We start from the raw sequence: 26,674 nt of genomic DNA on the forward strand, positions 1-26,674 counted from the left end.
TCGAGGCGAGTTCGAGCGCTAGCCCGCCCGGGCCTCGTCGAGGACGGCCTTGACGGCGGCGAGCGCCTGACCCAGGTCCGCCTCCGTCACCACCAGCGGTGGCGCCAGGCGGATGGTGGACCCGTGGGTGTCCTTGGCCAGCACGCCCCGCTGGGCCAGCCGCTCGCACGCCTGCCGCCCGGTCAGCAACGCCGGATCGATGTCGACGCCGGCCCAGAGGCCCCGCCCGCGTACCGCCATCACGCCGTGGCCGATCAGCGCGGACAGGCCGGCGTGCAGCTGTTCGCCGAGGGCCGCCGAGCGCTGCTGGAAGGTGCCGGACTCGAGCAGCTTGACCACCTCGGTGCCGACCGCGCAGGCCAGCGGGTTGCCGCCGAACGTGGAGCCGTGCTGGCCCGGCTCGAGCACGCCGAGCACGTCGGCGTCGGCGGCGACCGCGGACACCGGCACGATGCCGCCGCCCAGGGCCTTGCCGAGCACGTACATGTCGGGCACCACGTCGTCGTGCTCGATCGCGAACGTGCGGCCGGTGCGGCCCAGCCCGGACTGGATCTCGTCCGCGATGAACAGCACGTTGCGCTCGGTGCAGGTCTTCCGGACCGCGGCCAGGTAGCCGGGCGGCGGCACCAGCACCCCCGCCTCGCCCTGGATCGGTTCGAGTAGCACGGCCACGGTGTGGTCGTCCACCGCGTCGGCCAGCGCGCCGGCGTCGCCGTACGGAACGATCGTGAAGCCCGGGGTGTACGGCCCGAAGTCGTCCCGCGCGTCCGGATCGGTGGAGAAGCTGACGATGGTGGTGGTCCGGCCGTGGAAGTTGTTCTCCGCGACCACGATGTTCGCCTGCCCGGCCGGCACGCCCTTGACCCGGTAACCCCACTTGCGGGCCACCTTGATCGCGGTCTCCACCGCCTCGGCGCCGGTGTTCATCGGCAGCACCAGGTCCTTGCCGCACAGCTGAGCCAGCCGGCGGCAGAACTCGGCGAACTGGTCGTGCACGAACGCCCGGCTGGTCAGCGTCAGCCGGTCCAGCTGGGCGTGCGCGGCGCTGATCAGCGCGGGGTGCCGGTGCCCGAAGTTCAGCGCCGAGTAGCCGGCCAGGAAGTCCAGGTAGCGGCGCCCGTCGACGTCGGTGACCCAGGCACCCTCGGCGTCCGCGATCACCACCGGCAGCGGGTGGTAGTTGTGTGCGGTCCACCGCTCCGCCTCGGCGAGGGCGGCGGGCGTACGCATGTCCACGGTCGTCATGAGCGCACCTCCAGCGTGCAGCATTTGGGTCCGCCGCCGGCCTTGCGCAACTCCGACAGGTCGACACCCACGGTTTCGTATCCGCGCTCGCGCAGCGCGGCGGTCAGTGCGGTGGCCTGGACCGGCAGCACCACGGTACGGCCGTCGCTGACGGCGTTGAGCCCGAGCACGGCGGCATCGGTCGCGGTGGCGTGCACGGCGTCCGGGAAGAGCCGGCGGAGCACGGCCTGGGAGCCCGGGGAGAACGCCTCCGGCAGGTACGCCACGGTCCGGTCGTCCAGCACGCACAGCGCCGTGTCCAGGTGGTAGTAGGCCGGGTCGACCAGCTGCAGTGTGATCACCGGGCGGCCGAACACCTCCTGGGCCTGCGCGTGGGCGGCGTGCGCGGTGCGGAAGCCGGTACCGGCCAGCAGGACGTCCCCGGCCAGCAGGATGTCGCCCTCACCCTCGTTGGTGTGCTTGGCGTCGTGCACCTCGAAGCCACGGGACTCGAACCAGGCCCGGTACGCCGGGGCCTCGTCGGCCCGCTCGGCGTCGCGGAACTGCACGGCGAGCACGGTGCCGTCGACGACGGTGGCGCCGTTCGCGGCGAAGACCATGTCGGGCAGCCCGGCCAGCGGCTCGATCAGCTCGACGGTGTGGCCCAGGTCGAGGAACGTCTGCCGCAGGGTCTCCCACTGGCGGACGGCGAGCGCGTTGTCGTACGGCGCCGCGGGGTCCATCCACGGATTGATCCGGTACGTCACGGCGAAGTGGGTCGGCCGGCACATCAGGTAGGTGCGCGGCGCGGCGTCGGTGGTCATGGGAGAAACGGTATGCGGGAAAGCCCTGCATACGTGCCGGATCAACCATGCGCGAGGGCGCCGAACGTTGCGTGCTCGGCGCTGCCGGCGATGATTCGTTGCGCATGCGTCGGGGGCGGCGCTGATGCGCCACCCCCGGACGACGTGTGCGGTCGTGTCCTGCCGGTCGACGGTGTTCGCCGGCCGGATCGTTCCGCGCTTTCCGGCGCATCGCCGGATGGTTTCGGGGCGGGCCCGGCGGATGGCCGTCCCGGTTCCGATTTCGCTTCGGGCGCATCGCCCTCGGCAAATATGGGGATACCCCTAGAAGCGGTCCACAAACTGTGCGTCAAGCCACTCTCGCAGGGTATTGACGGGCTGCATGTCGGTGCCCAGCCAGGTGAGCATGCCCATCAGGGCGAGCACGCCGACCGTGCCGGCGGCGATGGCGAGCACGGTGCCGATCAGCGCGTCGGTCTTGCCGGCGATGTGCCGGCGGCGGGTGGCCCGCAGGCCGGCCAGCGACACGACCAGCGCCAGCCCGGCCACGCCGATGCCGTAACCGAGCAGCGGCCCGGAGAGCACGAGCAGCGCGGCGGCCACGGCGAGGACGAGTCCGAGCGTGGCGAGCAGGCTGGCCCGGGGCTTGGGACCGGCGGGGACCCGGTCCTGGTCGACCGTGGCCAGTTCCTCGGTGCGGTCCGTGTCCCGGTGGGCGGCGGCGCGCTCGACCTCGGTGCGGTCGGTGGCGGCGCGGTGCGCGGGTGCGGGTGCGGGTGCGGCGGCACGCTCGGCGTGCGCGGCGGCCCGGCCCGCGGAGGCTCGTTCGGCGGCGGCCCCGCCCGCGCTGGTGAAGCGGGTGGTGGTGGCGTCGTTCGGGGCGGCCACCGAGTGTGCGCCGGGGTTACGGTCGCGCACCGCGACGGTGGGGCGCTCCTGGTCGGTGTTATCCGGTCCGGACTGGCGGGAGAACGTCGGAAGCCTCACGTCAGCACCTCCTGATCACTCGGGGATGTCCTATCGCTATACCCCGATGAGGGAGGTATGACACCGGTGCCGGGGCGGGCCGGCGATGCCCGCCCCCGGCCCGGCGATCAGACCATCGACGGGGACGCGGACGCGCCGACGTCGGTGGCCTTGCGGATCACGTGGTCGATCAGCCCGTACGTCTTGGCGTCCTCGGCGGTGAACCACCGGTCGCGGTCGGAGTCGCGCTCGATCTCCTCCGGGGTGTGCCCGGTGTGGAAGGCGATCCGCTCGTTCATGGTCTTCTTGATGTGCAGCATGCTCTCCGCCTGGATGGCGATGTCGGCCGCGGTGCCGCCGATGCCGCCGGCCAGCTGGTGCATCATGATCCGGGCGTGCGGCAGGGCGTACCGCTTGCCCGGGGTGCCGGCGCAGAGCAGGAACTGGCCCATCGAGGCCGCCATGCCCATGGCGATCGTGGCGACGTCGTTCTTGATGTACTGCATCGTGTCGTACACCGCCATGCCGGCGCTGATCGAACCGCCCGGTGAATTGATGTAGAGGGCGATGTCCTTCTCGCTGTCGGCCGAGGCCAGCAGCAGCAGCTGGGCACAGATCCGGTTGGTGACCTCGTCGTTGACCTCGCTGCCGAGGAAGATGATCCGCTCGCGCAGCAGCCGCTCGAAGACCTGGTCGTCAAAGGATGCGCCGCCGGTCCGCATCACCTGTTCGTCAACTCTCATGGACTTACCCTCTCACCTGGCTCGCCGGTCCCTGTCAGCTTCCCCCCGCCCGGGACGGACGCCCAGCGATTCTCCTGTGGGCGAATCCGCTGTGGGCATAACCGTGACGCTCGCGGATATGGTTCGTGTCGTGCCAGAGGGACATACGATCCACCGCCTCGCCGTCCGCCACCGGGAACTGTTCGCCGGGCACCGGGTCGCGGTGAGCAGTCCGCAAGGTCGCTTCACCGCCGGGGCCGCGTCGCTGTCCGGGCACACGCTGGTCGATACGGAGGCGTACGGCAAGCATCTCCTGCACCACTTCGACACCGGCCGTACCCTGCACATCCATCTCGGTCTGTACGGGCGCTTCACGGACGGCGAGCCGCCGGTGCCGGAGCCGGTCGGCCAGGTCCGCCTGCGGATGACCACCGATCGGCACTGGCTGGACCTGCGCGGCCCCACCGCCTGCGAGGTGTTCGACCCGCCGCAGGTGGTGACGCTGCGCTCCCGGCTCGGTGCGGACCCGCTGCGCGACGACGCCGACCCGGCGGCCGCCTACGCGCGGCTGGGCACCAGCACCCGGGCGGTGTTCGCGTTGCTGCTGGATCAGTCGATCGTGGCCGGCTGCGGTCTGATCTACGCCAACGAGGTGCTGTTCCGGGCCGGCCTGGCGCCCACCACGCCGGGACGCGGCATCTCCGCGCAGGGCTGGCACGAGATGTGGGAGGACCTGCGCGCGCTGATGAAGGAGGGGGTGGCGCGCGGCCGGATCGACACCGTGCACACCGCGCACACACCGGAGGCGATGCAGCGGGCGCCGCGGGTGGACCGGCACGGCGGCGAGGTGTACGTCTACCGCCGCCCCGGCCAGAAGTGCTACGTCTGCGGCACGGAGATCGCCCGCAGCCCGATGGCGGGACGCAACCTGTACTGGTGTCCGACCTGTCAGCCGGTCACGGCAGCACGGGCGGCGCGGAGGCGTTGACGTCGGGCGCGGCCGGTGGCGGGACCGTCGGCACGCCCAGCTCGAAGTTGTTCCGCAGCCAAGGCAGTAGTTCCGCGTACGCGGTGACGGTCTCCGGCTGGTCGTAGTCGTGCGACAGGATGATCGAGCCTGGGCGCACGGTCCGGCGTACATCCGTGACGATCTTCTGGACGTGCGCCCCGGCGTCGGTGTCCTTCCCGCGCTCCCAGTCGCGCGGGTCGACCTCCCAGTAGAGCGAGGCCATCCCGTCGGCGTAGGCCACCTGCACCAGCCGCTCGGTGAAGTTGCCGCCGGGCGCGCGGAAGAAGGGAATCTTGGCATCGGGTACGGCGGCCCGGATCGCCGCGTTCGTCCGCTCCAGGTCGGCCCGGATCGCGTCCGGCTTCTCCCGGCCCAGCGTGAAGCTGTGGTCCCAAGAGTGGTTGCACAGGGTGTGCCCGGCCGCGGCGATCTGCCGGACCACGTCCGGGTGCCGCTGTGCCTGCGCGCCGACCACGCAGAAGGTCGCCTTGACGCCCTGCTCCTTGAGCATCGCCAGGATTCTGGGCGTCTGCACCGGGTCCGGCCCGTCGTCGAACGTCAGCGCCACCGCCCGGGTCCCGGTGACCCGCAGCGAACTGGCCGGCCCGTCGCCCGGTGGCACCGCCACGGCCGGCTCGGGTGCCGCCGGAGCCGCCGGCCGGCCCGGGGTGGCCGGCGCCGCCGAGGACTTCCCCGGCGTGGGTGGCTTCGCCGCCGCCGGCTTGCCGGGCTTCGCCGGGGAACTGCGGCGTTCCGGTTCGGCGGCGTCCGGCGGGGCCTCGGTGCGCGCCTTCGCCGGCTTGTCCGCGACCACCGGGGACCGCCCGGCCGTGTTGACCGGGTCGACATCGTCGCCGCGCTGCACCGGGATCATCACCAGCGCCAGGCCGACCGCGACCAGCGCCGCCAGCAACGCCTGCTGGCGGGACTTGCCGATGAGCAGCCATGACTCGATCGGCAGCGTGCCGGGTGCCCGGTGCGCGCCGGTGGCCGGCGTCCTGCTACCGGTCCACAGCGCCCACTCGCGGACGGCGCCGGCCGCGCGGAGGCGGTCACTCAGGGCGTCGCGCACCGCGGGGACCGGCCGCACCGTGATGGCCAGCGGATCGGCCGGGCGGGCGTGCTTGCCGTGCCGGGCCGCGGCGCGCCGGCCCGGCTTCTGCGCGGCCGCGTGCCGGCGGGCGTGCCGGCCGGTCGCCGCGGGTGTCGGCTCGGCGGCGCGGTCGTTCGCCTCGCGGTCCTGCTGCAGGCGGCTGGCCGCGTCCCGGGCCGCGGAGATGGCCGCATCGGCCGGGTGCGCCTCGGCGGGCGAGTCGGGAGCCCGGTGGCTGCCGGCGGCGCGGGACCGGCGCGCGGTGAGCAGCCACTCGCTGGTCGACTCGAACGCCCAGGCGTCGCGGATGCCGGGGGCGTTCGGTCGCCGGTCGCCGGTGGCCGAGCCGTCGCCGCCGTTCCCGTTCCCGTTCCCGTCCCCGTTCCCGCTCTCGCGTTCGCGTTCGCGTTCGCCGAGGATCTCCCAGCGGGACGAGCCGCCGGTTGCCCAGAGGTCCGTCGAGGAGTGTTCGGCGGACGGGAGATCCGCGGACCGCGACGAGTCGCCGGCCGCCCAGAACTCGGCCGACGAGAACTCGCCGGTCGACCAGACTTCGGTGGCCGGTGTGGTTTCCGTGGCTGACCAGGTTTCGGTGGCCGGTGTGGTTTCCGTGGCCGACCAGGTTTCGGTGGCCGGTGGTGCTTCGGCAGTGGGCCAGGCCGCGGTGGCCGGTGCGGTTTCGGTGGCCGACCAGGTTTCGGTGGCCGGTGATGCTTCGGCAGTGGGCCAGGCCGCGGTGGCCGGTGCGGCTTCGGCAGTGGGCCGGTTTTCGGCGGTCGCTGCGGGGGCGTCGGCGAGTGACGTGCCGCGGTGGGATTTCCGGCTCCGGGGCGGGCTGTCGGCGAGCGATTCCGGGCGCCGGTGCCGGCCGTTGCGCGCGCGCTCGCGCGCGGCATGCGATGCCGTCTCGGCCGCGTGCCGAGGCGCACGGCCCGGCGCCATCGGGTCGGAGGGCATCGGCGGCATCCGCTATGCCTACCGGGTTACAAGATCAAACGCGATACCGCATCCGTGATCATCACTTGACCATGAGTAGTAATGCCAGGTGGGGGCCGCGCGGTAGGCGCGGGGCGCGAAAGTCCTAAACCGGAAAGTGTGCCGACTTAGCGGTGTCTTTCGGCAGTCCATCAAGGAGTTGATTGCGTTCCTCGGGCATCTACTGGCATCGTAGCGGTTCGGCTACGCAGGGTTGGCTAATCGATGGGCCGGCGGTCCGTTCATGGGGGACGAAACATGCGGCGAAACGGCACACGGGCCACCGGCGGCGGCCACCGTCTACACACGACTGTCGCGCTCGGACTGACACTCCTGCTCGGCGCCTGCACCGCTCAACAGGGCACGACCGCGGTGCAGGCGGACCCCCGCCCGGTCACCGCGGAACGGCCGCACAAGGCCAAGCCGGCCCCGAAGCAGCGCTGGGGCAATGCCGCCGGCCTGGACCCGGTGGTCGACGGACCGCGCAACCGGTACCGGCCGCCGTCGCAGCGCACGAAGTACCCGGCGGTCAAGGTGCCGACGCGGCCGGCCAACTCCGCCGAGCTGGTCGACGCGCCCCCGGCGAAGGCCGCCGGCTTCGACGAACGGACCAGCCGCGAGGTGCCCGCGGCCCGGACCGAACACCAGCGGGTGTACGACAACGCCGACGGCACGCAGACCACCGAGTTCTCCACCGGCGCACTCAACTTCCGCAAGCCCGACGGCACCTGGGCGCCGATCGACTCCGCGTTGACCGGCGACGCCGCGTCCGGATGGCGGCGCAGCGCGGACTCGGTGGACCTGCGCCTGGCCGGGCGCGCGGACGCCGACGAACTGGTCCGGGCCACGCTCCCCGGCGGCGGAGTGCTGGCCTACGGCGCGGCGGATGCCCGCGGCGTGACCGGTGCGGTGTCCGGCGACACCGTCGCCTACCGGCAGGTCTGGCCGGGCGTCGACGTGGAACTCCAGGCCCAGCCGGGCGGCGTCAAGGAGAACCTGGTGCTGGGCTCCGCCGACGCGCGGCGGTCGTTCGTGTTCCCGCTCCGGCTCACCGGCCTCACCGCGGCGATGGAGGGCCGCCAGGTCGTCCTCACCGATCCGGCCGGCGTCCGGCGCGCCACCATTCCCGCCGGATTCATGGTGGACGCGAACGGCGAGGTGTCGCACGACGTCTCGTACCAGCTGATCAGCCACGCCGGGACGCCCGCACTCCAGGTCTCGGCGGACCCCGGCTGGCTCCAGCGGGCCGACCGGACATTCCCGGTCCGCATCGACCCGCCGGTCCTCGCCGAGGGCGCGGCCACCGAAAGCCTGGTGGTGCAGGAGGACTCCTCGCGGGGCGGCGGCGAGACGCTGCTGGTCGGCCGGCGCAACGGCAACCGGGCGGCGTCCTACATCCGGTTCCCGGACCTGGTCTCCCGGCTCGCCCACCACACCGTCTTCAGCGCGCAGCTCAGCTTCGCCGCCTACGAGGCGCCGTCCTGCAAGCCGCGCAAGCTCAGCGTGCACCCGGTGAACGAGTCCTGGACGAGCGGGGCGACGAACCTCAAGTTCCCCGGCCCCGACGTCGGGTCGGCTCTCACCAGTTCCTCGTTCGCGCAGGGCTTCTTCGAACTCGGTCAGTCCCGCTCGGCCTGCCCGGTCACCGGCACCGTGCTCAACCTCGGCAGCAAGGGCCGGGACCTGGTCCAGTCCTGGGTCAGCGGGAAGAAGCCCAACCACGGTCTCTCGCTGCGGGCCCCGGTCTCCGACGACAGCTCGTGGAAGACCATCGCCGGCCCGGCGATCGAGAAGAACCCGCCGAAGCTGTACGTCACCCACACGCCGTACAACGCCAAGTACGCCGTGCCGTCGCCCACCCCGAAGCCGGCCGTCCTGCAGAACCAGGACGGCAAGGTCAAGGTGACCGTCACCAACACCAGCGCCCGGGACTGGACGGCGAGCAGCTACCGCCTGATCTACCGGGTCTACAACGCCCGCACCAACGCCAAGGTGGGCCAGTACGTCGCCGCCAACCTGCCGGCGAACCTGCCCCGCACCCGTTCGGTGACGCTCGACGCCACGATCCGGGCGCTGCCCATCGGCGAATACCTGATCGACTTCAGCATGGCCAACGGAAACCTGGTCTTCACCGACGAGATGGTGCCGCCGGCCCGGATCGCGCTGCGGGTGCAGAACATCGAGCCCACGGTCCGCGACCTGTTCCCGCCGAACGACTACCAGTCGCCGACGCTGAGCCCGCAGCTGTGGGCGCAGGCCGTGGACCTGGACGCGCCGCCGAAGTCGACGCTGCAGTACAAGTTCGAGTACTGCGCGGTCGGCACGGACGGCAAGCCCACCGGCTGCACCACCACGGCGTACCAGGCCAAGCACTATTTCACGATCCCGGCCGGGAAACTGCTCTGGAGCAAGCCGTACCTGTGGCGCGCGTACATCAAGGACAACGCGGACGAGGTCGTCACGGGGTACTCCCGGCTGGTCACCTCGGCCCCGCAACCCGAGATCACGTCCCGGCTGGCGAACACGCCGTTCGGCGACCAGGAACGCGACTTCGAGCCCGACCTCGGCAACGTGACCACCGGCGCGGTGGACGCCAACATCGCCACCGTCGGGCCGCCGTTGAAGATCACGCGGACCTACAACAGCCTGGACCCGCGTACCGACCTGGCGTTCGGCACCGGCTGGATGTCGCAGCTGGACATGCGCGCCGAACTGGACCAGGACGGTTCCGGCAACCTGCTGGTGACGTATGCGGACGGCCAGCAGGTCCGATTCGGCCGCAACGCCGACAACACCTGGGCGGCCCCTCCCGGCCGGTCTGCCGAGTTGACCCTGGACACGGCGAACGGCGTCTACGTGCTCAAGGACCGGGCCGGAACCACGTACCAGTTCGCGGGCGGTGGCCGCGGCCGGATTCACAAGATCGTCGACAAGTCCAGCCGCTCGATCGAATTCGGGTACGGCAACAACGGACTGCTGACCCGGATCCAGTCGAAGTACAACCGGTTGAGCACCAAGCCGGGACGCGCCCTGACGTTCGGCTGGAACCCCGCCGGGACGCACATCACCAGCGTGTCCACCGATCCGGTCGGCGGTCGTTCGCTGACCTGGACGTACGCCTACGACGGCGACCGGCTCACCAAGGTCTGTTCGCCGGGCAACGTGTCGTGCACCAGCTACTCCTACACCGACGGATCGCATTACCGAAGCGCCGTGCTGGACAGCAATCCGGACTCCTACTGGCGGTTCGGCGAGCCGACGGGTGCCGACGGCGCCGGCAGCGAGGTGCTCACCAACCTCGGCAAGGACGCCGGCGTGGCGCGCAACGTCACGTACGAGCAGGCCGGTGCGCTGGCCGGCACGGACAACACCGCCGCGCTGTTCAACGGTTCCTCCTCGGTGATCGAGCTGCCCAAGGGCATCGTCAAGCGGAGCCGGGACACCGCGGTCGAGGTGTGGTTCAAGGTCGACTCGGTGCAGAGCGGTGGCCCGCTCATCGGCTACCAGGACAAGCCCGTCGACAGCACGCCCGGAATCGGCGTACCGCTGCTCTACGTGGGCATCGACGGAATCCTGCGCGGCCAGTTCAAGAACACGACCGCCACGCCCGATCCGATCGTGGCGCCGGGCGACCTGCGGGACAACAAGTGGCACCACGCCGTCCTCTCCGTCGCGGCGGACGTGCAGACGCTCTACCTCGACGGCGCCAAGGTGGACAGCAAGCCGGTCAGCGACGGCGTACTCGACCAGGCCCTGCTCACGTTCAATCAGGCGGGTGCGGGATGGGCCACCACGCCCACCGCCTGGCCGGCCTGGGGTACGAACGCGAAGCGCACCTTCGGCGGCATGCTGGACGAGGCCGCGGTGTACGGTCACGCGCTCAACGACCGCAGCGTCGCCACCCACTGGCAGATGGGCAAGCACAAGGCCGACCAGCTGGCCGTCGTCACCCTGCCGAGCGGCAAGATCGCGTCGGAGGCGGTGTACGACACCTCGGCCGACCGGGTCAAGGAGTACACCGACGGCAACGGCGGCACCTGGAAGATCGGCTTGCCGACGGTTTCCGGCGGCGACGATGACCTGCGCCGCACCGTGCAGGTGCTGGACCCGGCGGACCGGCCCTACCTCTACGAGTACGACGGGCTCACCGACCGGCTGCTGCGGTCCGGATCGCCGCTGGGCATCAGCACCCGGCCGGAGGACCGCCCGCCGACGCCCTCGCCGTCGACGCCGCCGCCGACCGAGGAGTGCCACGCCCCGGACCCGAACGAACCGCACTTCTGCACCACCATCCCGGGTAACGCCGGCGGCCCGGTCTTCGTCGAGGAAGAACTGGCCGGCATGGTGGTCCGGTCCTTCGGCTACGACGCCAACGGCAACCAGGATCTGATCGTCACCGAGAACGGTGACCGGATCACCATGAAGTTCGACGCCCGGGGCAACGTCCGGTCCCGCACCACCTGCCGGACGCCCGGCAACTGCCAGACCTCGTACACCAGTCACACCACGCCCGTCGCCGGTCTGAGCCCGACGAACGATCTGCCGGTCGAGGTGCGCGATGCGCGGTCGTCGAGCGAGACGGACAACCGGTTCCGGACCACGACGGCGTACACCGGCGCCGGCGAGGTGTACACCGAGACCGGTCCGGACGGCGCCGTGACCAAGACGGAGTACACGGACGGCACCGAGTTCTCGTTCCCGGAACGCGACTATCCGCCGTCCGGACTGCCGCTTCTGGTGAGTGACACGGAGAAGCGGGTCACCCGGTTCCAGTACAGCTGGGCCGGCGATCTGACCATGGTCACGACGCCGTCCGGGCTGGTGACCGAGTCGACGTACGACGCGCTCGGCCGGCGGATCCAGGACCGGGAGAAGTCCGACACCTACCCGGACGGCGTGGTCACCACCTACACGTACGACGACATGGGCCGCGTCCTCACCACCACCGGCCCGGTGACCACCAACGCGGTCGACGGCACGAAACACCAGGCCGTCACCACGAACACCTACGACGTCGACGGCAACGTGGTGAAGACCGTGGTCCGGGACGCGCTCGACCCGAACGAGCCGGAACGCGTCACCACCATCGAGTACGACGAGTTCAACCGGCCGACCCGCACGGTCAACCCCGAGGGCGACGAGCAGACCGAGGGCTGGGACCAGTTCGGCAACCGCACCTCGGTGGTGGACGGCAACGGCAACCACTACGGGTACGCCTACACCGCCCGCAACGACGTGGCCGAGGTCCGCCTCTACGACTGGAACGGCGACCCGGACGGGGGCAAACCCCAGGACGAGAAGCTCGGGTACGTCGTGCTGAACTCCTACGCGTACGACCTGGGCGGCCGGATGGCGGTGCAGGTCGACTCGATGGGCCGCCGGCTGGAGTACACCTACTTCGACGACGATCTGCTCGAGAAGATCGTGCTGAAGAACTTCCACAACCCGGACGGCACCACCCGCGACTACGTGGTGCAGGAGAACCAGTACGACGCCGCGGGCAACCTGACCCGGCAGGCCGAGAGCAACGGCCGCGAGGTCGTGACGAACACGTTCGACCCGCTCGGCCGCGCCGAACGCACTACGTACGACCCGGACGGGGTGGCCCGGACCACGCTGTTCACCTACGACAGCCTCGGCAACGTCAAGGGCACCGCGCAGGTCGGCCAGGCGATCAACGTGCCGTGGTTCGTCGAGACGAACGCACGGCTGCAGACCGCCAGTGTCTACAACAGCAAGGGTCAGCTGGAACAGGACCAGGTGATCAACGGCAACCGGACCCGCAGCACGTCGTACACGTACGATCAGCGGGGTTTGGTGCTGGCCACCACCGAGCCGCGCGGCAACGCGGCGGGCGCCGACAAGGCCGCGTTCACCACCACCTTCCGGTACGACGAGAACGGCGACCGGACGCATTCCGTCGCGCCGCGGGTGAACGCCGAACGCGACGGCCAGCCGGCCGCTCTGGTGAACCCGACCGTGACCACCGGGTACAACGCGTTCGGCGAGGCCGTGGCGATCCGCGACGCGCTGGGCAACGTGGCCCGGACCAGATACGACCGGCTGGGCCGCGTCGTCGAGGTGACCGGACCGCTGTACACGCCGGCCGGCAGCCCCGGCGCCGGGGCGTCGCCGATCACCAAGACGTCCTACGACGCTCTCAGCAACGTGGTGGAGACCACCGACGCCCGCGGCAACGTCAGCCGGTACACCTACGACCGGCTGAACCGGGTGGTCGCGAGGGACCTGCCGGGCGCCACCAACGACGAGCGTGCGGTCACCCGGTACACCTACACGCGCAGCGGCATGGTGCTGTCCACGGTCAGCCCCACTGGCGTCCGGACCGAGGCGACCTACGACGACCTCGACCGCCAGGTGACGCTCACGACGTTCGAACGCAAGCCGGTCGCCGACACCTACACCACCACGATGAAGTACGACGACTCCGGCAACGTGGTAGAGACCCGGTCGCCGGGCGACCTGCCCACCACGATGACCTACGACAAGGTCGGTGACCTGCTCACCCGGACCGATCCGGCCGGGGTGACGAGCCGGTACGGCTACGACGGCTTCGGCAACCTGGTCCGGGACTCCGACGGCGCGGGCCGCACCACCCGCCGCGACTACGACGGCTTCGGGCAGGTCACCGCGGAGATCGACCTGCGGCCGGACGGCACCGAACTGCGGCGGGAGAAGTTCACCTACGACGACAACGGCAACGTCACGAGCCGGGTCAACCCGCTCGACAAGACCGTGTCGTTCGAGTACGACGCACTGGACCGCCTGGTCAAGCAGGTGGAACCGAAGAGCGCCACCGCCTCGATCACCACCTCGTTCGGTTACGACGCGGCGGGCAACCGCACCCGCTACACCGACGGGCGGCAGCTCTCCACCTACTACGGGGTCAACAGCCTGGGTCTGCCGGAGACGGTGATCGAGCCGTCCACCAAGGCGCATCCGGCGGCCGGCGACCGCACCTGGTCGGTCGGCTACGACCTGAACGGCAACGCCGAGCGGCTCACCGCGCCGGGCGGCGTCACCCGGACCCGCCAGTACGACGCGGCGAACCGGATGATCGGCGAGACCGGGACCGGCGCCGGTGTGACCGTGAACCGCGGGATCACCTACGACCTGGACAACCGGGTCACCGTGGTCAGCGGGGGCGGTGGCTCGAACACCTTCGAGTACGACGACCGGGGCAACCTGCTGCGCGCGGCCGGGCAGTCCGGCACGTCCAGCTTCGGCTACGACGACGACAGCCAGGTGCTGACGCGGACCGATGCGGTCGGCACGGCCGCGTTCGGCTACAAGTACGGCCGGATCCACACCATGAAGGACGCGGCGTCCGGCGTCACCCAGACGCTCGGATACAACAACGCCGGACTGCTGGAGAAGGTCGACTACGGCGTCGGCCGGGTCCGCGGGTTCACCTACGACGACTTCGGCCGGCTCGCCACCGACGTACTCAAGAACAACGCCGGCACCGAGGTCACCAAGATTGCCTACCGGTACAACGCGGACGACCACCTGATCGGCAAGGACACCGCCGGCACCGCGGGCGCCGGCACCAACACCTACGGGTACGACGACGCGGGCCGGCTCACCTCGTGGACGTCGGCCTCCGGCACGGTGGAGTACGCCTGGGACGACTCCGGCAACCGCACCCGGGCCGGGCCCAAGACAGCCACCTACGACGAACGCAACCGCCTGCTCAGCGACGGCGACTACACGTACGCCTACACGCCGCGCGGCACCATGGCGAGCCGTACCAGTTCCGGGCTCACCGAGACCTACTCGTTCGACGCGTTCGACCGGATGGTCAGCGCCGAGGGGCAGAGCTACCTCTACGACGGCCTGAACCGGGTGCTCAACCGCGGCGGGCGCACCTTCCAGTACGCCGGCTTCGAGCCGGACCCGGTGAACGACGGCACCGAGTCGTACGCCCGCGGCCCGGACGGCGAACTGCTCGCCGTCGAGGACGCCACGGACGGCACCCGGATCACCGTCTCCGACGAGCACGACGACGTGATCGCCGCGTTCGACGCAGACAGCACGCTCACCGGGTTGGCCGGCTCCACCGCGTTCGACCCGTACGGCCAGCGAGTCGCGCAGGCCGGAGAGCAGTCCAACGTCGGTTACCAGGGTGACTGGACCGACCCGGACACCGGCCAGGTCAACATGGGCGCCCGCTGGTACGAGCCCGGCACCGGCGGTTTCATGTCCCGTGACACCGTCGAGTACAGCAGCGGCGACTCGATCCTGGCGAACAAGTACACGTACGGCGCCGGCGACCCGATGTCGTTCAACGACCCGACCGGGAACTGGCCGTCCTGCAGCCTGTGCCGGAAAGCCAAGGCCAAGTTCAGCCAGGGCTACAACTACGTCGCTGGCAAGGTGAGCCAGGGCTACAACTACGTCGCGCACCAGGTCAGTCGGGGCTACCACTACGGTGTGTCGAAGGTGCGCGCGGTGGGCTCCTGGATCGGCCAGCATGCGCGGGCGGCGTATCACGGGATCAAGCGCGTCTATACCAGCGCGGTGAACAAGGCGAAGTCGGTCTGGAAGAACACCACGCGGGCGATCCGATCTGGCTATGACCGCTACATCGCGCCGACTCTGCGACAGGCGAGGGACTACGCCCAGCGCAAGGCGGCCGAGATCCATCGCGCCGCGGTGAAGGTGCGGGACAAGGCCAAGGCGGCGGTCAAGCATGCCGTGAAGCACGTCTCGCTCAAGCGCATCGGCCGCGCGGTCGTGGCGGGCCTGGCGTCGCTGAAGCTGACGGTCTCCGCGGCCCTGCCGGCGAAACTGGTACAGACCTTCAACTCGGTCGTGCAGGACATGAACAGCGCGGCGAACGTCTTGTACAAGAAGGCGATCGCGGCCGGTGGGGCGGTGGCCGACGGTCTGCAACAGGCCGGCGACTGGGTGGTCGACCACAAGGCGCAGATCATCGGCGGTATCGCCGGCGCGGTGGTGGGCATCGGTTGTGGCGCGCTGATCGGGGTGACCGGCGTCGGCGCGGTCGCGTGCGCGGCGGCCGGTGGTGCGGTCGGCTCGTTCGTGACGGACCTGGTCGAGGGCGGCAAGGGCTGGAAGGAGATGGCCGCCAACGCGGTGCTGGGCGGCACGATCGGCGCGATTCTCGGTCCACTGTCGTCGGTCGGCGGCGCGGCCATCGGCGGCGCGGTCCGCGGCCTGGTCGGCGGCGGGCTGAGCAAGGCGATCAGCATGGGCGGGGCGTCCGCGGCCAGCTCGTTCCGGTCATTCGGCAGCGGGCAGGTCGGCGGAATCGCGGGCCGGGCGCTGGCGAACCGCGGTTCCACGTCGGCGGGCCGGGACGCGGTTGAGGCGGCCGGCTCGGGCCGGGTCGCTTCGGCAGGCTGCCCGAACAGCTTCGCGCCGGCGACCGCGGTCCTGATGGCCGACGGTACGACGAAGAAGATCGAGGACGTGAAGGTCGGCGACGTGGTGCTGGCCACCGATCCGACCACCGGCAAGACGGAGAAGAGGGCGGTCACCGCGCTGATCGTCGGCGTGGGCGAGAAGAAGATGGTCGAGCTGACCGTCGACGTGGACGGCGCGAAGGGCGACCGGACCGAGACGATCACGGCGACCGAGGGCCACCCGTTCTGGGCGCCGGATCTACGCGAGTGGGTCGATGCGGCCGAGTTGGCATCCCGCTCGATGCTGCAGACCGGCGCAGGAACGTACGTCAAGGTCGAGGCGGTCAAGCGATGGACGGCCCGGCAGCGCGTCCACAACCTCACTGTGGACGGCCTCCACACGTACTATGTGGTGGCTGGCAAGACGCCGGTACTCGTACACAACTGCGGTGGCGAGGCCACCGTGCACCTGGACTACAGCGATCCTGCGAATAAACACGCGCTGATCACCGTTCGCAGCGACTCCGGTGAGGTTATGTCTACGCACCAATTCGGAAGTGTGGCGAATCCTAAAGCCGGCGTCGAAACCTTCGATTCGACGAAGCTGGACCCGGCGACGACGTTCAATATTAAAATTAAGCTACCTAACGCCGATGCGGCTATGGCGTATTCTGAGGTGATGATGGAAAAGACGGCGAGGGGGACCTACCCCGCATACAGCCTGCGGTCTCAGAGTTGCGTGACATATTGTGCGAACGTGCTTCGTGCGGGCGGAGTCAAGGACGTGCCGAATACTCCGAGGGCGGCCCAGGACTGGTTCTTCGAACAGCATGGCTGAACGGTGGAGTGATTCGTGAACAGGCCGCCAGGGTGGGAGAGATTGGATGACATCCCGGATGAATGGGAGGCTCCAATCGATTTGCAGACTCCCACGCCGTATCCCGAGGTCAACATCGCCATCAAGTTGCTCTCTTGCGACTTTCTCGGCTTCGAGGTCCGGGTAGCAGTCGGACGGTTCGTCAGGGAAGAGGCACAATACGATATCTGGTACCTCAAAAATGCGGCCAGCGCTGGCTGGGATGACAGGAAGCTGGCGCTGCTCCGAGAGGTCCCGATGGAACAGACGCGGGATGTCTATGAGGTGTGGAAGAGGCTCGAGGACCTTGACACGTTGAACCTGCCGAACAGTGAATTGCGCGAGCGCCGGACTGTGGCGACTGCGGAAATTGTCATCGCGTTGGAGCGAGCTGCGGATACATTCCTCCGAACGCGCGACGGAACGGTAGAAGAAGGCTGACTGCGCGTCGATCGGAGGGGCGGGCGTCCCGGCCGGGTGCCCGTGGGATGGTTCGCCTGAAAAGGCTACTCGGATAAGGGGCGATCGCTGTGCTTGGAGACCTGAAGGGGGAGCATGACTAGATGGCATGCAGGGCTGAGCGTCCGGCGAATTTCGACGGTGGTGACGCTGACGTTGGCTGCGGTGGCTCTCGGGGTACCGCAGACCGCGACGGCCGCGATCACTCCGGCGTCCGGCGTTCAGATCAAGGCGGCACACAGCAGGCTGTGCCTCAACGTCGACCACGACCGGCAGGAGAACGGCGTACCGATCTTCCAGTACACCTGCGTCGATGCGGCTCCCAACGACAAGTGGCGGGTGCGGCCCATCGGCACTGCGGGCGACTACCACATCTTCGTGTCGAACTCGTCGCGGAGATGCATGCACGTCAGTCAGGCGTTGAAGGTGGACAACACGCCGATCATCCAGTACGGCTGTGTGGACACCGCGAAGCAGAATCTCTGGCGGTTCGTGCCGGTGCCGGGCCGGCCGACGTTCCGGATCGTCTCGGCCGACAGCGGCAAGTGCCTCGCCATCAAGGGTGGCGGCATACAGAACGAGGCACCGCTGGTGATCTTCACCTGCGGGACCACGAATGCGGTCCTCAATGACCAGTTCTACTTCCCGCCGGCAGCCGCACCGGACCCGACACCCCTGGCGATCGTGCCGCAGACGACGATCGCCGGTGTGCAGGGTGGTGCACAGACGGGCGGTGCGTTCGGGCCGTTGGTCTACGCGTGGATCGACGTTCGTGGCCGGATGGTCCGGGGGTATCAGCAGCAGCCGGACGACGTCGCGGGCTTGCAGTGGGCTGCGGTCCCGGACGGGGAGACCTTCGCCGGGCATCCGCAGATCGGTGTGCAGGCGGACGGGCGGGTGCAGACCGGGGTGCGCAACACCAAGGAGGGTGACCTCTGGCTGACCACGCAGACGACCGCCGGTCAATCGGCGTTCGGCGCCGGGCAGGACGTCGGCGGCGCGGGCGCGCAGCAGCCTGCGGTGGGGAAGCTCCCGGACGGCAGGCTCGTCACGTTCGCCGTGGTGAACGGTGCCATGTGGCACCTGCCGCAGGACGGCCGGAACATGCCGTACGGCGAGTGGCGGCTGGTCGGTGGTGCGAACCTGACGGGTGAGCCGTCCGTGGTGACGACCCGCGAGGGGCTGCGGCTGTTCGCTCTGGACACCAGCGGCGCGGTGCAGACGGCGACCTACGTCGGTGGCGCGCTGTCCGACTGGGTCAGCCTGGGCTCCGAGCAGTTCACCGGGCGGATCGCCGCCACGGTCCTGCCCGGGTTCCGCGCCCGGGTGGTGGTGCGCAGTGCCGACGGACTGGTCTTCACCAAGGCCGAGAAGGCCGACGGCACGTTCGACGCGGAGTGGGCGCAGCTCGGCGACTTCGTCGCGGCCGGACCGCCGGCCGCGGTACAGGACCCGGTGTCCGGCGCCGTGTCGATCGTGGCCCGCGGTACCGACAACCTCGTGTACTGGGTGGGGGAGAAGGTTGACGAGGTCGACGTCTTCGGCTCCTGGGTTCTCGCCCACCCGCGGGCGGTGAAGAGCGACCCGACGGTCTTCGCCTACAACCGGTCCAACGGGCCGACGTGGGCGTACCTCGTCATCGACGAGAACAACGCGCCGTTCCTCTACCGGATGGAGCGCTCTGCCTCCGCTGCGCGTGCTGCGGCCGGCCGGGCACAGTCGGAGGGCGGGGCCTTCACCGAGCACGCTCTTCCGCGCCCGCCGCAGGACTGACCGACGACTGCGGCGCCGGCTCCGGCCGGCGCCGCGGTTCGGACGTCAACCGGCCGCGTGCACCGCGTCGGTGGCCTTGCGGGCCGCGATCAGCACCGGATCCCACACCGGCGAGAACGGCGGCGCGTAACTGAGATCCAGCGCCGTCATCTCTTCCACCGTCATCCGGTTCCACATCGCCACGGCGAGCGCGTCGATGCGCTTCGCGGCCTCCTCGCGGCCGACGATCTGGGCGCCCAGCAGCAGGCCGGTGCGCTTCTCGGCGATCATTTTGATGGCCATGGTGGCGGCGCCCGGGTAGTAGCCGGCCCGGCTGGTCGACTCGACCGACGCGGTGACGTACGCGTACCCGGCCGCGGTGGCCTCCTTCTCGGTGAGGCCGGTCCGGGCCACCTCGAGCTCGCACACCTTGGTGACGGCCGTGCCGATGACGCCGGGGAAGGTGGCGTAGCCGCCGCCGAGGTTGATGCCGGCCACCCGGCCCTGCTTGTTGGCGTGGGTGCCGAGCGGCACGTGGATCGGCTGCCCGCTGATCAGGTGGGTGGTCTGCACGCAGTCGCCGGCGGCCCAGATCCCGTCCAGCGGGCCGTCCGGTCCGGTCACCCGCATCCGCAGGTCGGTACGCAGACCGCCGGTCACGCCCAGCGGGATGCCGGCGTCCGCGGCGAGCGTGGTGTTCGGCCGGACCCCGAGGCCCAGGACCACGACGTCGGCGGGGAACTCCTCGTCCCGGGTGACCACCGCGCGGACCCGTCCGCCGTCGCTCTCGATGCCTTCCACGTGGGCGTTCACCCGGACGTCGATGCCCAGCGCGGCGATCGCGTGGTGCACGCGTTCGCCCATGTCCGGGTCCACCGTGGACATCGGCTGCGGCGACTTCTCCAGCAGCGTGACGGCGAGGCCGCGGTTGACCATCGCCTCGGCCATCTCCACGCCGATGTAGCCGCCGCCGATCACCACGGCCCGTTGTGGCCGCGGGTCGGCGTCCAGCCAACGGTGGATGGCGTCGCCGTCGTCGAGGGTCTGCACGCCGAAGACGCCGCCGGCCGGGATCCGGGCCCAGCCGGGCGTTACGGGTACCGCGCCGGCCGCGTACATCAGCTGGTCGAAGGGTTCGCGTACCTCGTCGCCGGTGGCGTGGTCGTGGGCAACCACCGCGCGGCGGTCCAGGTCGATTCCGACCGCCTCGTGGCGCAGGCGGACGTCGATTCCGGCGGCGCGGTGCGCGTCGGGGTCGCGCGCCACCAGCGCGTCACGCTCCTTCACGGCACCGCCGATCCAGTACGGGATGCCGCAGGCCGAGTACGACGTGAAGTGCCCGCGCTCGAACACCACGATCTGCAGCCGGTCCGGGCCGAGCCGCTTGCGGGCCTGCGACGCGGCCGACATGCCGGCTGCGTCGCCGCCGATGACGACGAGTTTCACTCGGTGCCGCGGGTCGTCGCGGCCAGCCAGTCCACCACGTCTGCGACGCTACCGCGCCGGGCGTAGACGGCGCGCTGCCGCGCCGCGCCGGTGCCGCGCGCACGGAGCCGGCCCATCAGCACGGTGGCCATCTCCAGGTCGCCGTGGCGTTGCAGTTCCGGGCGTACGTAGTCGAACAGCCGCCGCATGATCCGCCACGCCGGGCGGGCCTCGCGGGTGTCCAGGTCGACGTTGAGTCCCTCGAGGCCGTCGTGCGCGGCGCGCCAGTGTGCCGCGGCGAGCAGCGGCTGGGACACGACGGGTGCGGGCGTGCCGGCCTCCACCTCGCGCAGGAGCGTCGCCACCAGGCCCCGGGCCAGCGCCGCGAGCAGCAGCGCGTCGTCGAGCGTGGGGCACACGTCGCCCATCCGGATCTCCACGGTCGGGTAGTTCGCGGAGAGGCGGGCGTACCAGTAGAGCATCCCCTCGTCGAGCGCCGCGCCGGTGGTGATCAGATCGGCGATGACCGACTCGTAGTGCTCGTACGACTCCAGGTGCGGCGTGGGGCCGACGGTGGGCCAGCGTTCCCAGAGCATCGAGCGCCAGCTGGCGTACCCGGTGTCGTGGTCGTCGAAGAACGGTGAGTTCGCGGTGGCCGCCTGCAGCACCGGCAGCCAGGGGCGCAGGTGGTTGAGCACCTGCACGCCGGTCTCCGGGTCGGGGATGCTGACGTGGACGTGCATGCCGTTGGAGCCGGGGCCGGGGGAGAGGTCGCCGAAGCGTTCCCGCATCCGGTGGTAGCGCGGGGCGTCGACGATCGCGGCGGACGGTCCGGCCGCGGGCCCGGCACCGACCGCCACCAGGCGTACCCCGGCCCGTTCGGCGGCGTCGGCCAGCCCGGTCCGCAACCGGGTCATGGATTCCCAGAGCCCGCGCAGCTCCAGCTGGGGCGGGCTGGCCACCTCGATCTGGGTGCGCTGGAACTCGTGCTGCACGGACTGTTGCAGGTCCGGCGGCAGCCGGTCGAAGACGTCCTCGACGGCTTCGGCGCCGCGCGGTGAGTCCGCCTCGACCAGGAGGTACTCCTCTTCGACGCCGAGCGTCAGCAGGTCCTTGGCCTCGGCCTCCTCGGCCAGCTCCGGGGACAGGGTGGTGGGGCCGGTCGCAGCGTCCATGCGCCCGGAGTTACCCGGATGGCGGTTCCCGGAAACGGCGCCGGCGGCGGTCCGGGACTGATCGACTCACGTACATATTGACAATTTCTTGTAACGGGATTGAAACTTTCTGAGAGCGCTCTCTCGCTCAGCTCCAGTCCGAGAGAAGGGCCCCGTCCATGACCCGACCCCGTCGCCTCCGTCTCCGCCTCCTCGCCGCGTCCGCCGTCGCCGTCGTCCTGGGCGGTTACGCGGTCTCCGCCGACGCCGCCCTGCCATCCCCACCGTCCGGCTGGACCCAGGTCTGGGCCGACGACTTCACGGGCGGGGCCAACACGTTGCCGTCGTCCGGTAACTGGATCATCGACACCGGCACCAGCTACCCGGGCGGCCCGCCGCAGTGGGGCACCGGCGAGATCCAGACGTACACGAACAGCACCAGCAACGTGGCCCACGACGGTTCCGGCAATCTGCGGATCACCCCGTTGCGCAACAGTGCCGGCCAGTGGACCTCGGCTCGGATCGAGACCCAGCGCACCGACTTCAAGGCGCCGGCGGGCGGCATCCTGCGGATCGAGGGCCGGATCCAGATGCCGAACGTGACCGGGGCCGAGGCTTCCGGCTACTGGCCGGCGTTCTGGGCGCTGGGTGCGCCCTACCGCAACGACCGGTACAGCTGGCCGGCCATCGGCGAGTTCGACGTGATGGAGAACGTCAACGGCGCCAACGCGGTGTGGGGCGTGCTGCACTGCGGCGTCAACCCGGGCGGGCCGTGCAACGAGACGCTGGGCATCGGCACCAGCCGGGCCTGCCCCGGCAGCACCTGTCAGTCGGCCTTCCACACGTACCGGTTCGAGTGGGACCGCAGTGTCTCGCCGAACCAGTTGCGCTGGTACGTGGACGGTCAGCAGTACCACTCGGTCAGCCAGAGCCAGATCGGTGAGCCGCACTGGACCAACATGACCTCGCACGCCGGCTACCACATCCTGCTGAACGTGGCGATGGGCGGCGCGTTCCCGAACGGGGTCGCCGGCTCCGCGACGCCCACCGCGGCGACCGTGCCGGGCCGTCCGATGCTGGTCGACTACGTCGCCGTCTACACCCGGGGCGGGGACGACACCTCGCCGCCGCCGACCACCCCGCCGACCACGCCGCCGCCGGGTGGGGTGCGCAACGCGTACGCGACCATCGAGGCCGAGTCGTACAACGCCCAGTCCGGGGTGATCACCGAGGACTCCCGCGAGGGTGGTCAGAGCATCGGCGCGATCCGCAACGGGGAGTGGGCCCAGTTCGACAACGTGGACTTCGGCACCGGCGGGGTGCGCGACTTCCTGGCCCGGGTGGCGTCCGGTGCCGGAGGTGGGGTCAGCGGCCTCGTCGAGGTGCGGATCGACAGCCGGAGCAACGCGCCGATCGGCAGCTTCGCGATCGGTGACACCGGCGGCTGGTTCAACTGGCGCTCGGTGCCCGGCAACGTGTCCAGCGTGTCCGGCCGGCACACCGTGTTCCTGACCTTCTCCAGCGGGCAGCCGAACGACTTCGTGAACGTGAACTGGTTCCAGTTCCGCCGTTGACGAGGCATCCGGGCCGGTGGCGTGGAAGCGCCGCCGGCCCGGAATGGCATTTAAAGATATTTAAGGTCGTCACCGCTTTACATCTTCTGTTAACCGTCCTAATAATTTGGCCATCCCGTCCCCCGCCGGAAGGCCACCCCCATGCGCCGTTCCCTCCCGATCGCCCTGGCCGCGTCGCTCCTGGCCGGTGGAGCCGCCGTCCACCTCGCCCCCTCCGCCTCCGCGGCCACACCCTGCGCGCCGGCCTGGACCGCGTCGACCGTGTACCTCAAGAACGACAACGCCTCCCACCAGGGCAAGAACTACACCGCGAACTGGTGGTCGCAGAACGAGAACCCGGCGACCAGCAGCGGCCCATGGCAGGTCTGGACGGACAAGGGCGCCTGCGGCGACGGCCCGCCCCCGAGCAACCCGCCGAGCACGCCCCCGAGCGACCCGCCCGTCGACCCGCCCACCGACCCGCCCACCGACCCGCCCACCGACCCGGGCGACGGCCGGCTGCCGGCGCACTTCCTCACCGGGTACTGGCAGAACTTCGACAACCCGGCCCGCGAGATCAAACTGCGCGACGTACCCGGCACCTACGACCTGATCGCGGTCGCGTTCGCGGACGCCACCGGCACCCCGGGCGCCGTCTCGTTCGGCATCGACGCCGGGCTCAGCGCGAGCGTCGGCGGCTACACCAACGCCGACTTCAAGGCGGACGTCGCCACCCTGCACGCCCGTGGCAAGAAGGTGATCCTCTCGGTCGGCGGCGAGAAGGGCACGGTCAGCGTCAACGACCCGACCGCCGCGACCAACTTCGCCAACTCGGTGTACGCGCTCATGCAGGAGTACGGCTTCGACGGCGTCGACATCGACCTGGAGAACGGGCTCAACCCCACCTACATGGCCCAGGCGCTGCGCACAATCCGCAACCGGGCCGGCGCCGGCACGATCATCACGATGGCGCCGCAGACCATCGACATGCAGAACCCGCAGTCGTCGTACTTCAAGCTGGCACTGGACATCAAGGACATCCTGACCGTCGTCTTCACCCAGTACTACAACTCCGGCGCGATGCTCGGTTGCGACCAGAACGCCGCGTACGGGCAGGGCTCGGTCAACTTCATCGTCGCGCTGACCTGCATCCAGCTGGAGGCCGGCCTGCGCCCGGACCAGGTGGCGGTCGGCCTGCCGGCCACCACCAGCGCGGCCGGCGGCGGGTACGTCGCGCCGGCCGTGGTGAACCAGGCGCTGGACTGCCTGGCCCGGGGAATCAACTGCGGCTCGTTCCGGCCGCCGCGCACCTACCCCGGCATCCGCGGCGCGATGACCTGGTCGATCAACTGGGACGTCACCGCCGGCAACGGGTTCGCCAACACGGTCCGCCCGCACCTCAACACGCTCCCCTGATCCCTGCCGACCGGGCGACCGGGCGACCGGGCCGACTCGAACCGGGTCGGCCCGGTCGCCGCGTCGGCGGCCGGTTACGCAGCCTTCACGCGGATCTTGGTGACCGGAGCCGCATTGCCCGGAAGCTCGGTTGCGCCCATCTCCGGGATCGCCGGGGTGTGCCGGGCCGGTGGCGCTGTGGGATGCGGGGGCCCGCCCCATTTCCACACGCGGGGCGGGGGCGGCGGTGGTGTGGTGAATCGTGGTGCGGTGTGCGCCCTATGTCCGCACGTCGGGCGGGGGTGGCGGTGGTGTGGTGAATCGCGGTGCGCAGGGCGCCCTGATTGCCGCGGCGGTGCGGGTGGTCTCGCGGCGCGGGTCGAGGTTGTTGAGCTGGGGTCGGCATGTGGGCCATAGCTGCACGACTTCGCGGCATCCGACACCTGTGAGCCGGCCGGGCGTGTGCATTGATGGCGCGCACTGCGCCCGAACTTCACGCGCGCTGGCTGTCCGTTCCGGTGTGTGGAGCTCGGGTAACTGCCGCGCCCGAACTTCACGCGCGCTGGCTGGTCCGTTCCGGTGTGTGGAGCTCGGGTAACTGCCGCGCCCGAACTTCACGCGTGCTCGCTGGTTCGTTCCGACGTGTGGAACTCGGGCAACTGCCGCGCCCGAACTTCACGCGTGCTCGCTGGTCCGTTCCGGTGTGTGGAACTCGGGCAACTACCGCACCCAAATTCCACACCCACTCATGCGATCACAGGTCCACAAGGTAGGTCGGCGGCGCTGGCGCCGGCCTCGAGGGTGACCGGGCTGTGCCCGTCGCCGTAGACCGCACCCGCGGCGCCGTCGTGCGAGGGGTCGGTTATCGCCGCTATCGGCTGGTGAGCGGCCCGATGATGCGCTGATAACGCGGTCGGCCCGCCCGCTCGCTCGTTAGTTCGTTCGCGAAGCCGAAGCCGAAGCCGCCCCCACCCACCAGATCCATCGACAGTGATGCAGCCACGTATCGACCTCACCGCCGGGGGCGATCGGCGCCGGAATTCGACTCGGCGTCCAGGATGTGCGTCCCAGCGCCGCCGGGCGGACGCCGAACCGACTCGACCGACCGTCTCCGGTCCGCCGCGGGCCGCGTACCCGATGGCACGGAGCCCGCGAATCTACTGGTCCGCGGGCTCCCGCACGCGCCGGGCCCGGCGCTTACGGAGCTTCTTGACCACCCAGCTGCCGATGGCGATCGCGAAGAACGCCCAGATGGCGTAGTCGAAGTACCGGCTGTACTGCTCCACCTGCTGCCACTGGCTGCCGAGGGCGTACCCACCACCGACGAAGAGCAGGTTCCAGACTCCGCTGCCGATCGCGGTGAGCAGCGTGAAGAGGCCGACCCGCATGTGGTTGGCGCCGGCCGGAATGGACACCAGGCTGCGCACCACCGGCGCCATCCGGCCGAACAGCACCGCGCTCTTGGCGTGCCGCTCGAACCAGTTGTCCGCGGTGTCCAGGTCGTCGGAGTCGACCAGCGGGATGCGGTCGAGCCAGCGGCGCAGCCGGTCCTCGCCGAGACCGTAGCCCAGGCCGTAGAGCGCGAGGGCGCCGAGCACCGAGCCGAGCGTCGCGGCCACCCACACGCCGACCACGTTGACGGCGCCCTCGCTCGCGAGGTAGCCCCCCATGGACAGCACGATCTCGCTGGGAATGGGTGGGATCAGGTTCTCCAGCGCCACCAGCAGGCCGACGCCCACCTCGCCGAGCGACTGGATGACGGACGCCACCCACCCGGTCAGTCCGCCGAGTTGAGCAAGGTCGGTCTCCGCCATGCGTGATCCCTCCCGAAATCCGTTCCGTTGTCCCTACCCACCATCGAGAGTACGAACCGGCTTCCGCATATACCTGTCATCGGTATAT

General features: G+C 70.3%; 14 protein-coding genes. 6 read left to right on the forward strand and 8 right to left on the reverse strand.

The window, feature by feature from the left end:
- Positions 1 to 18: 18 nt before the first annotated feature.
- The 4 genes from rocD to LDL48_RS11400 form a co-directional block, all read right to left on the reverse strand.
- Positions 19 to 1,245: an ornithine--oxo-acid transaminase gene (gene rocD, locus LDL48_RS11385; RefSeq protein ID WP_225255015.1), complete on the reverse strand. Its 1,227-nt coding sequence runs from the start codon at positions 1,243 to 1,245 to the stop codon at positions 19 to 21.
- Positions 1,242 to 2,048, reverse strand: a complete 807-nt coding sequence (gene ddaH, locus LDL48_RS11390) for a dimethylargininase (RefSeq protein ID WP_225255016.1) — start codon at positions 2,046 to 2,048, stop codon at positions 1,242 to 1,244. Before ddaH ends, rocD begins: the two co-directional genes overlap by 4 nt.
- A 303-nt stretch (positions 2,049 to 2,351) precedes the next feature.
- On the reverse strand, positions 2,352 to 3,014 hold the full coding sequence (locus tag LDL48_RS11395; protein ID WP_225255017.1) for a hypothetical protein: 663 nt from the start codon (positions 3,012 to 3,014) through the stop codon (positions 2,352 to 2,354).
- Between the two features lie 107 nt (positions 3,015 to 3,121).
- Positions 3,122 to 3,736, reverse strand: a complete 615-nt coding sequence (locus LDL48_RS11400; protein ID WP_225255018.1) for an ATP-dependent Clp protease proteolytic subunit — start codon at positions 3,734 to 3,736, stop codon at positions 3,122 to 3,124.
- Between the two features lie 130 nt (positions 3,737 to 3,866).
- Here LDL48_RS11400 and LDL48_RS11405 point away from each other — a divergent pair, with 130 nt between their 5' ends.
- The gene (locus LDL48_RS11405; RefSeq protein ID WP_225255019.1) at positions 3,867 to 4,703 is read left to right on the forward strand and encodes an Fpg/Nei family DNA glycosylase; all 837 of its coding nucleotides are present in this window, start codon (positions 3,867 to 3,869) and stop codon (positions 4,701 to 4,703) included.
- Here the strand turns inward: LDL48_RS11405 and LDL48_RS11410 are convergent.
- On the reverse strand, positions 4,672 to 6,774 hold the full coding sequence (locus tag LDL48_RS11410; RefSeq protein ID WP_225255020.1) for a polysaccharide deacetylase family protein: 2,103 nt from the start codon (positions 6,772 to 6,774) through the stop codon (positions 4,672 to 4,674). The two genes, LDL48_RS11405 and LDL48_RS11410, sit on opposite strands and share 32 nt — an antisense overlap.
- A 276-nt stretch (positions 6,775 to 7,050) precedes the next feature.
- Between LDL48_RS11410 and LDL48_RS11415 the strand changes: the two genes are divergently transcribed.
- From LDL48_RS11415 to LDL48_RS11425, 3 genes are all read left to right on the forward strand, one after another.
- Positions 7,051 to 17,016, forward strand: a complete 9,966-nt coding sequence (locus LDL48_RS11415) for an RHS repeat-associated core domain-containing protein (RefSeq protein WP_225255021.1) — start codon at positions 7,051 to 7,053, stop codon at positions 17,014 to 17,016.
- Between the two features lie 42 nt (positions 17,017 to 17,058).
- The gene (locus LDL48_RS11420) at positions 17,059 to 17,475 is read left to right on the forward strand and encodes a hypothetical protein (protein WP_225255022.1); all 417 of its coding nucleotides are present in this window, start codon (positions 17,059 to 17,061) and stop codon (positions 17,473 to 17,475) included.
- A 114-nt stretch (positions 17,476 to 17,589) separates the two neighbouring features.
- On the forward strand, positions 17,590 to 19,266 hold the full coding sequence (locus LDL48_RS11425) for an RICIN domain-containing protein (protein WP_225255023.1): 1,677 nt from the start codon (positions 17,590 to 17,592) through the stop codon (positions 19,264 to 19,266).
- Between the two features lie 45 nt (positions 19,267 to 19,311).
- Here the strand turns inward: LDL48_RS11425 and LDL48_RS11430 are convergent, their stop codons facing one another.
- Together LDL48_RS11430 and LDL48_RS11435 are read right to left on the reverse strand one after the other, a co-directional pair.
- Positions 19,312 to 20,655 (reverse strand): FAD-dependent oxidoreductase, encoded by a 1,344-nt coding sequence (locus tag LDL48_RS11430; protein ID WP_372472098.1) that lies wholly within the window; start codon positions 20,653 to 20,655, stop codon positions 19,312 to 19,314.
- Between the two features lie 32 nt (positions 20,656 to 20,687).
- On the reverse strand, positions 20,688 to 21,845 hold the full coding sequence (locus LDL48_RS11435; RefSeq protein ID WP_225255025.1) for a carboxylate-amine ligase: 1,158 nt from the start codon (positions 21,843 to 21,845) through the stop codon (positions 20,688 to 20,690).
- Positions 21,846 to 22,003: 158 nt separating this feature from the next.
- On the opposite strand from LDL48_RS11435, the gene LDL48_RS11440 reads away from it, so the two are divergent.
- Positions 22,004 to 23,398, forward strand: coding sequence for a carbohydrate-binding protein (locus tag LDL48_RS11440; protein ID WP_225255026.1), 1,395 nt, complete (start codon positions 22,004 to 22,006; stop codon positions 23,396 to 23,398).
- A 141-nt stretch (positions 23,399 to 23,539) separates the two neighbouring features.
- The gene (locus LDL48_RS11445) at positions 23,540 to 24,793 is read left to right on the forward strand and encodes a chitinase (RefSeq protein ID WP_225255027.1); all 1,254 of its coding nucleotides are present in this window, start codon (positions 23,540 to 23,542) and stop codon (positions 24,791 to 24,793) included.
- Between the two features lie 1,136 nt (positions 24,794 to 25,929).
- On the opposite strand, the gene LDL48_RS11450 is transcribed toward LDL48_RS11445, so the two are convergent.
- Positions 25,930 to 26,586, reverse strand: a complete 657-nt coding sequence (locus tag LDL48_RS11450; RefSeq protein ID WP_225255028.1) for a DedA family protein — start codon at positions 26,584 to 26,586, stop codon at positions 25,930 to 25,932.
- Between the last annotated feature and the right edge of the window lie 88 nt (positions 26,587 to 26,674).

Source organism: Jidongwangia harbinensis, assembly GCF_020216025.1.
Classification (GTDB): domain Bacteria; phylum Actinomycetota; class Actinomycetes; order Mycobacteriales; family Micromonosporaceae; genus Actinoplanes; species Actinoplanes harbinensis.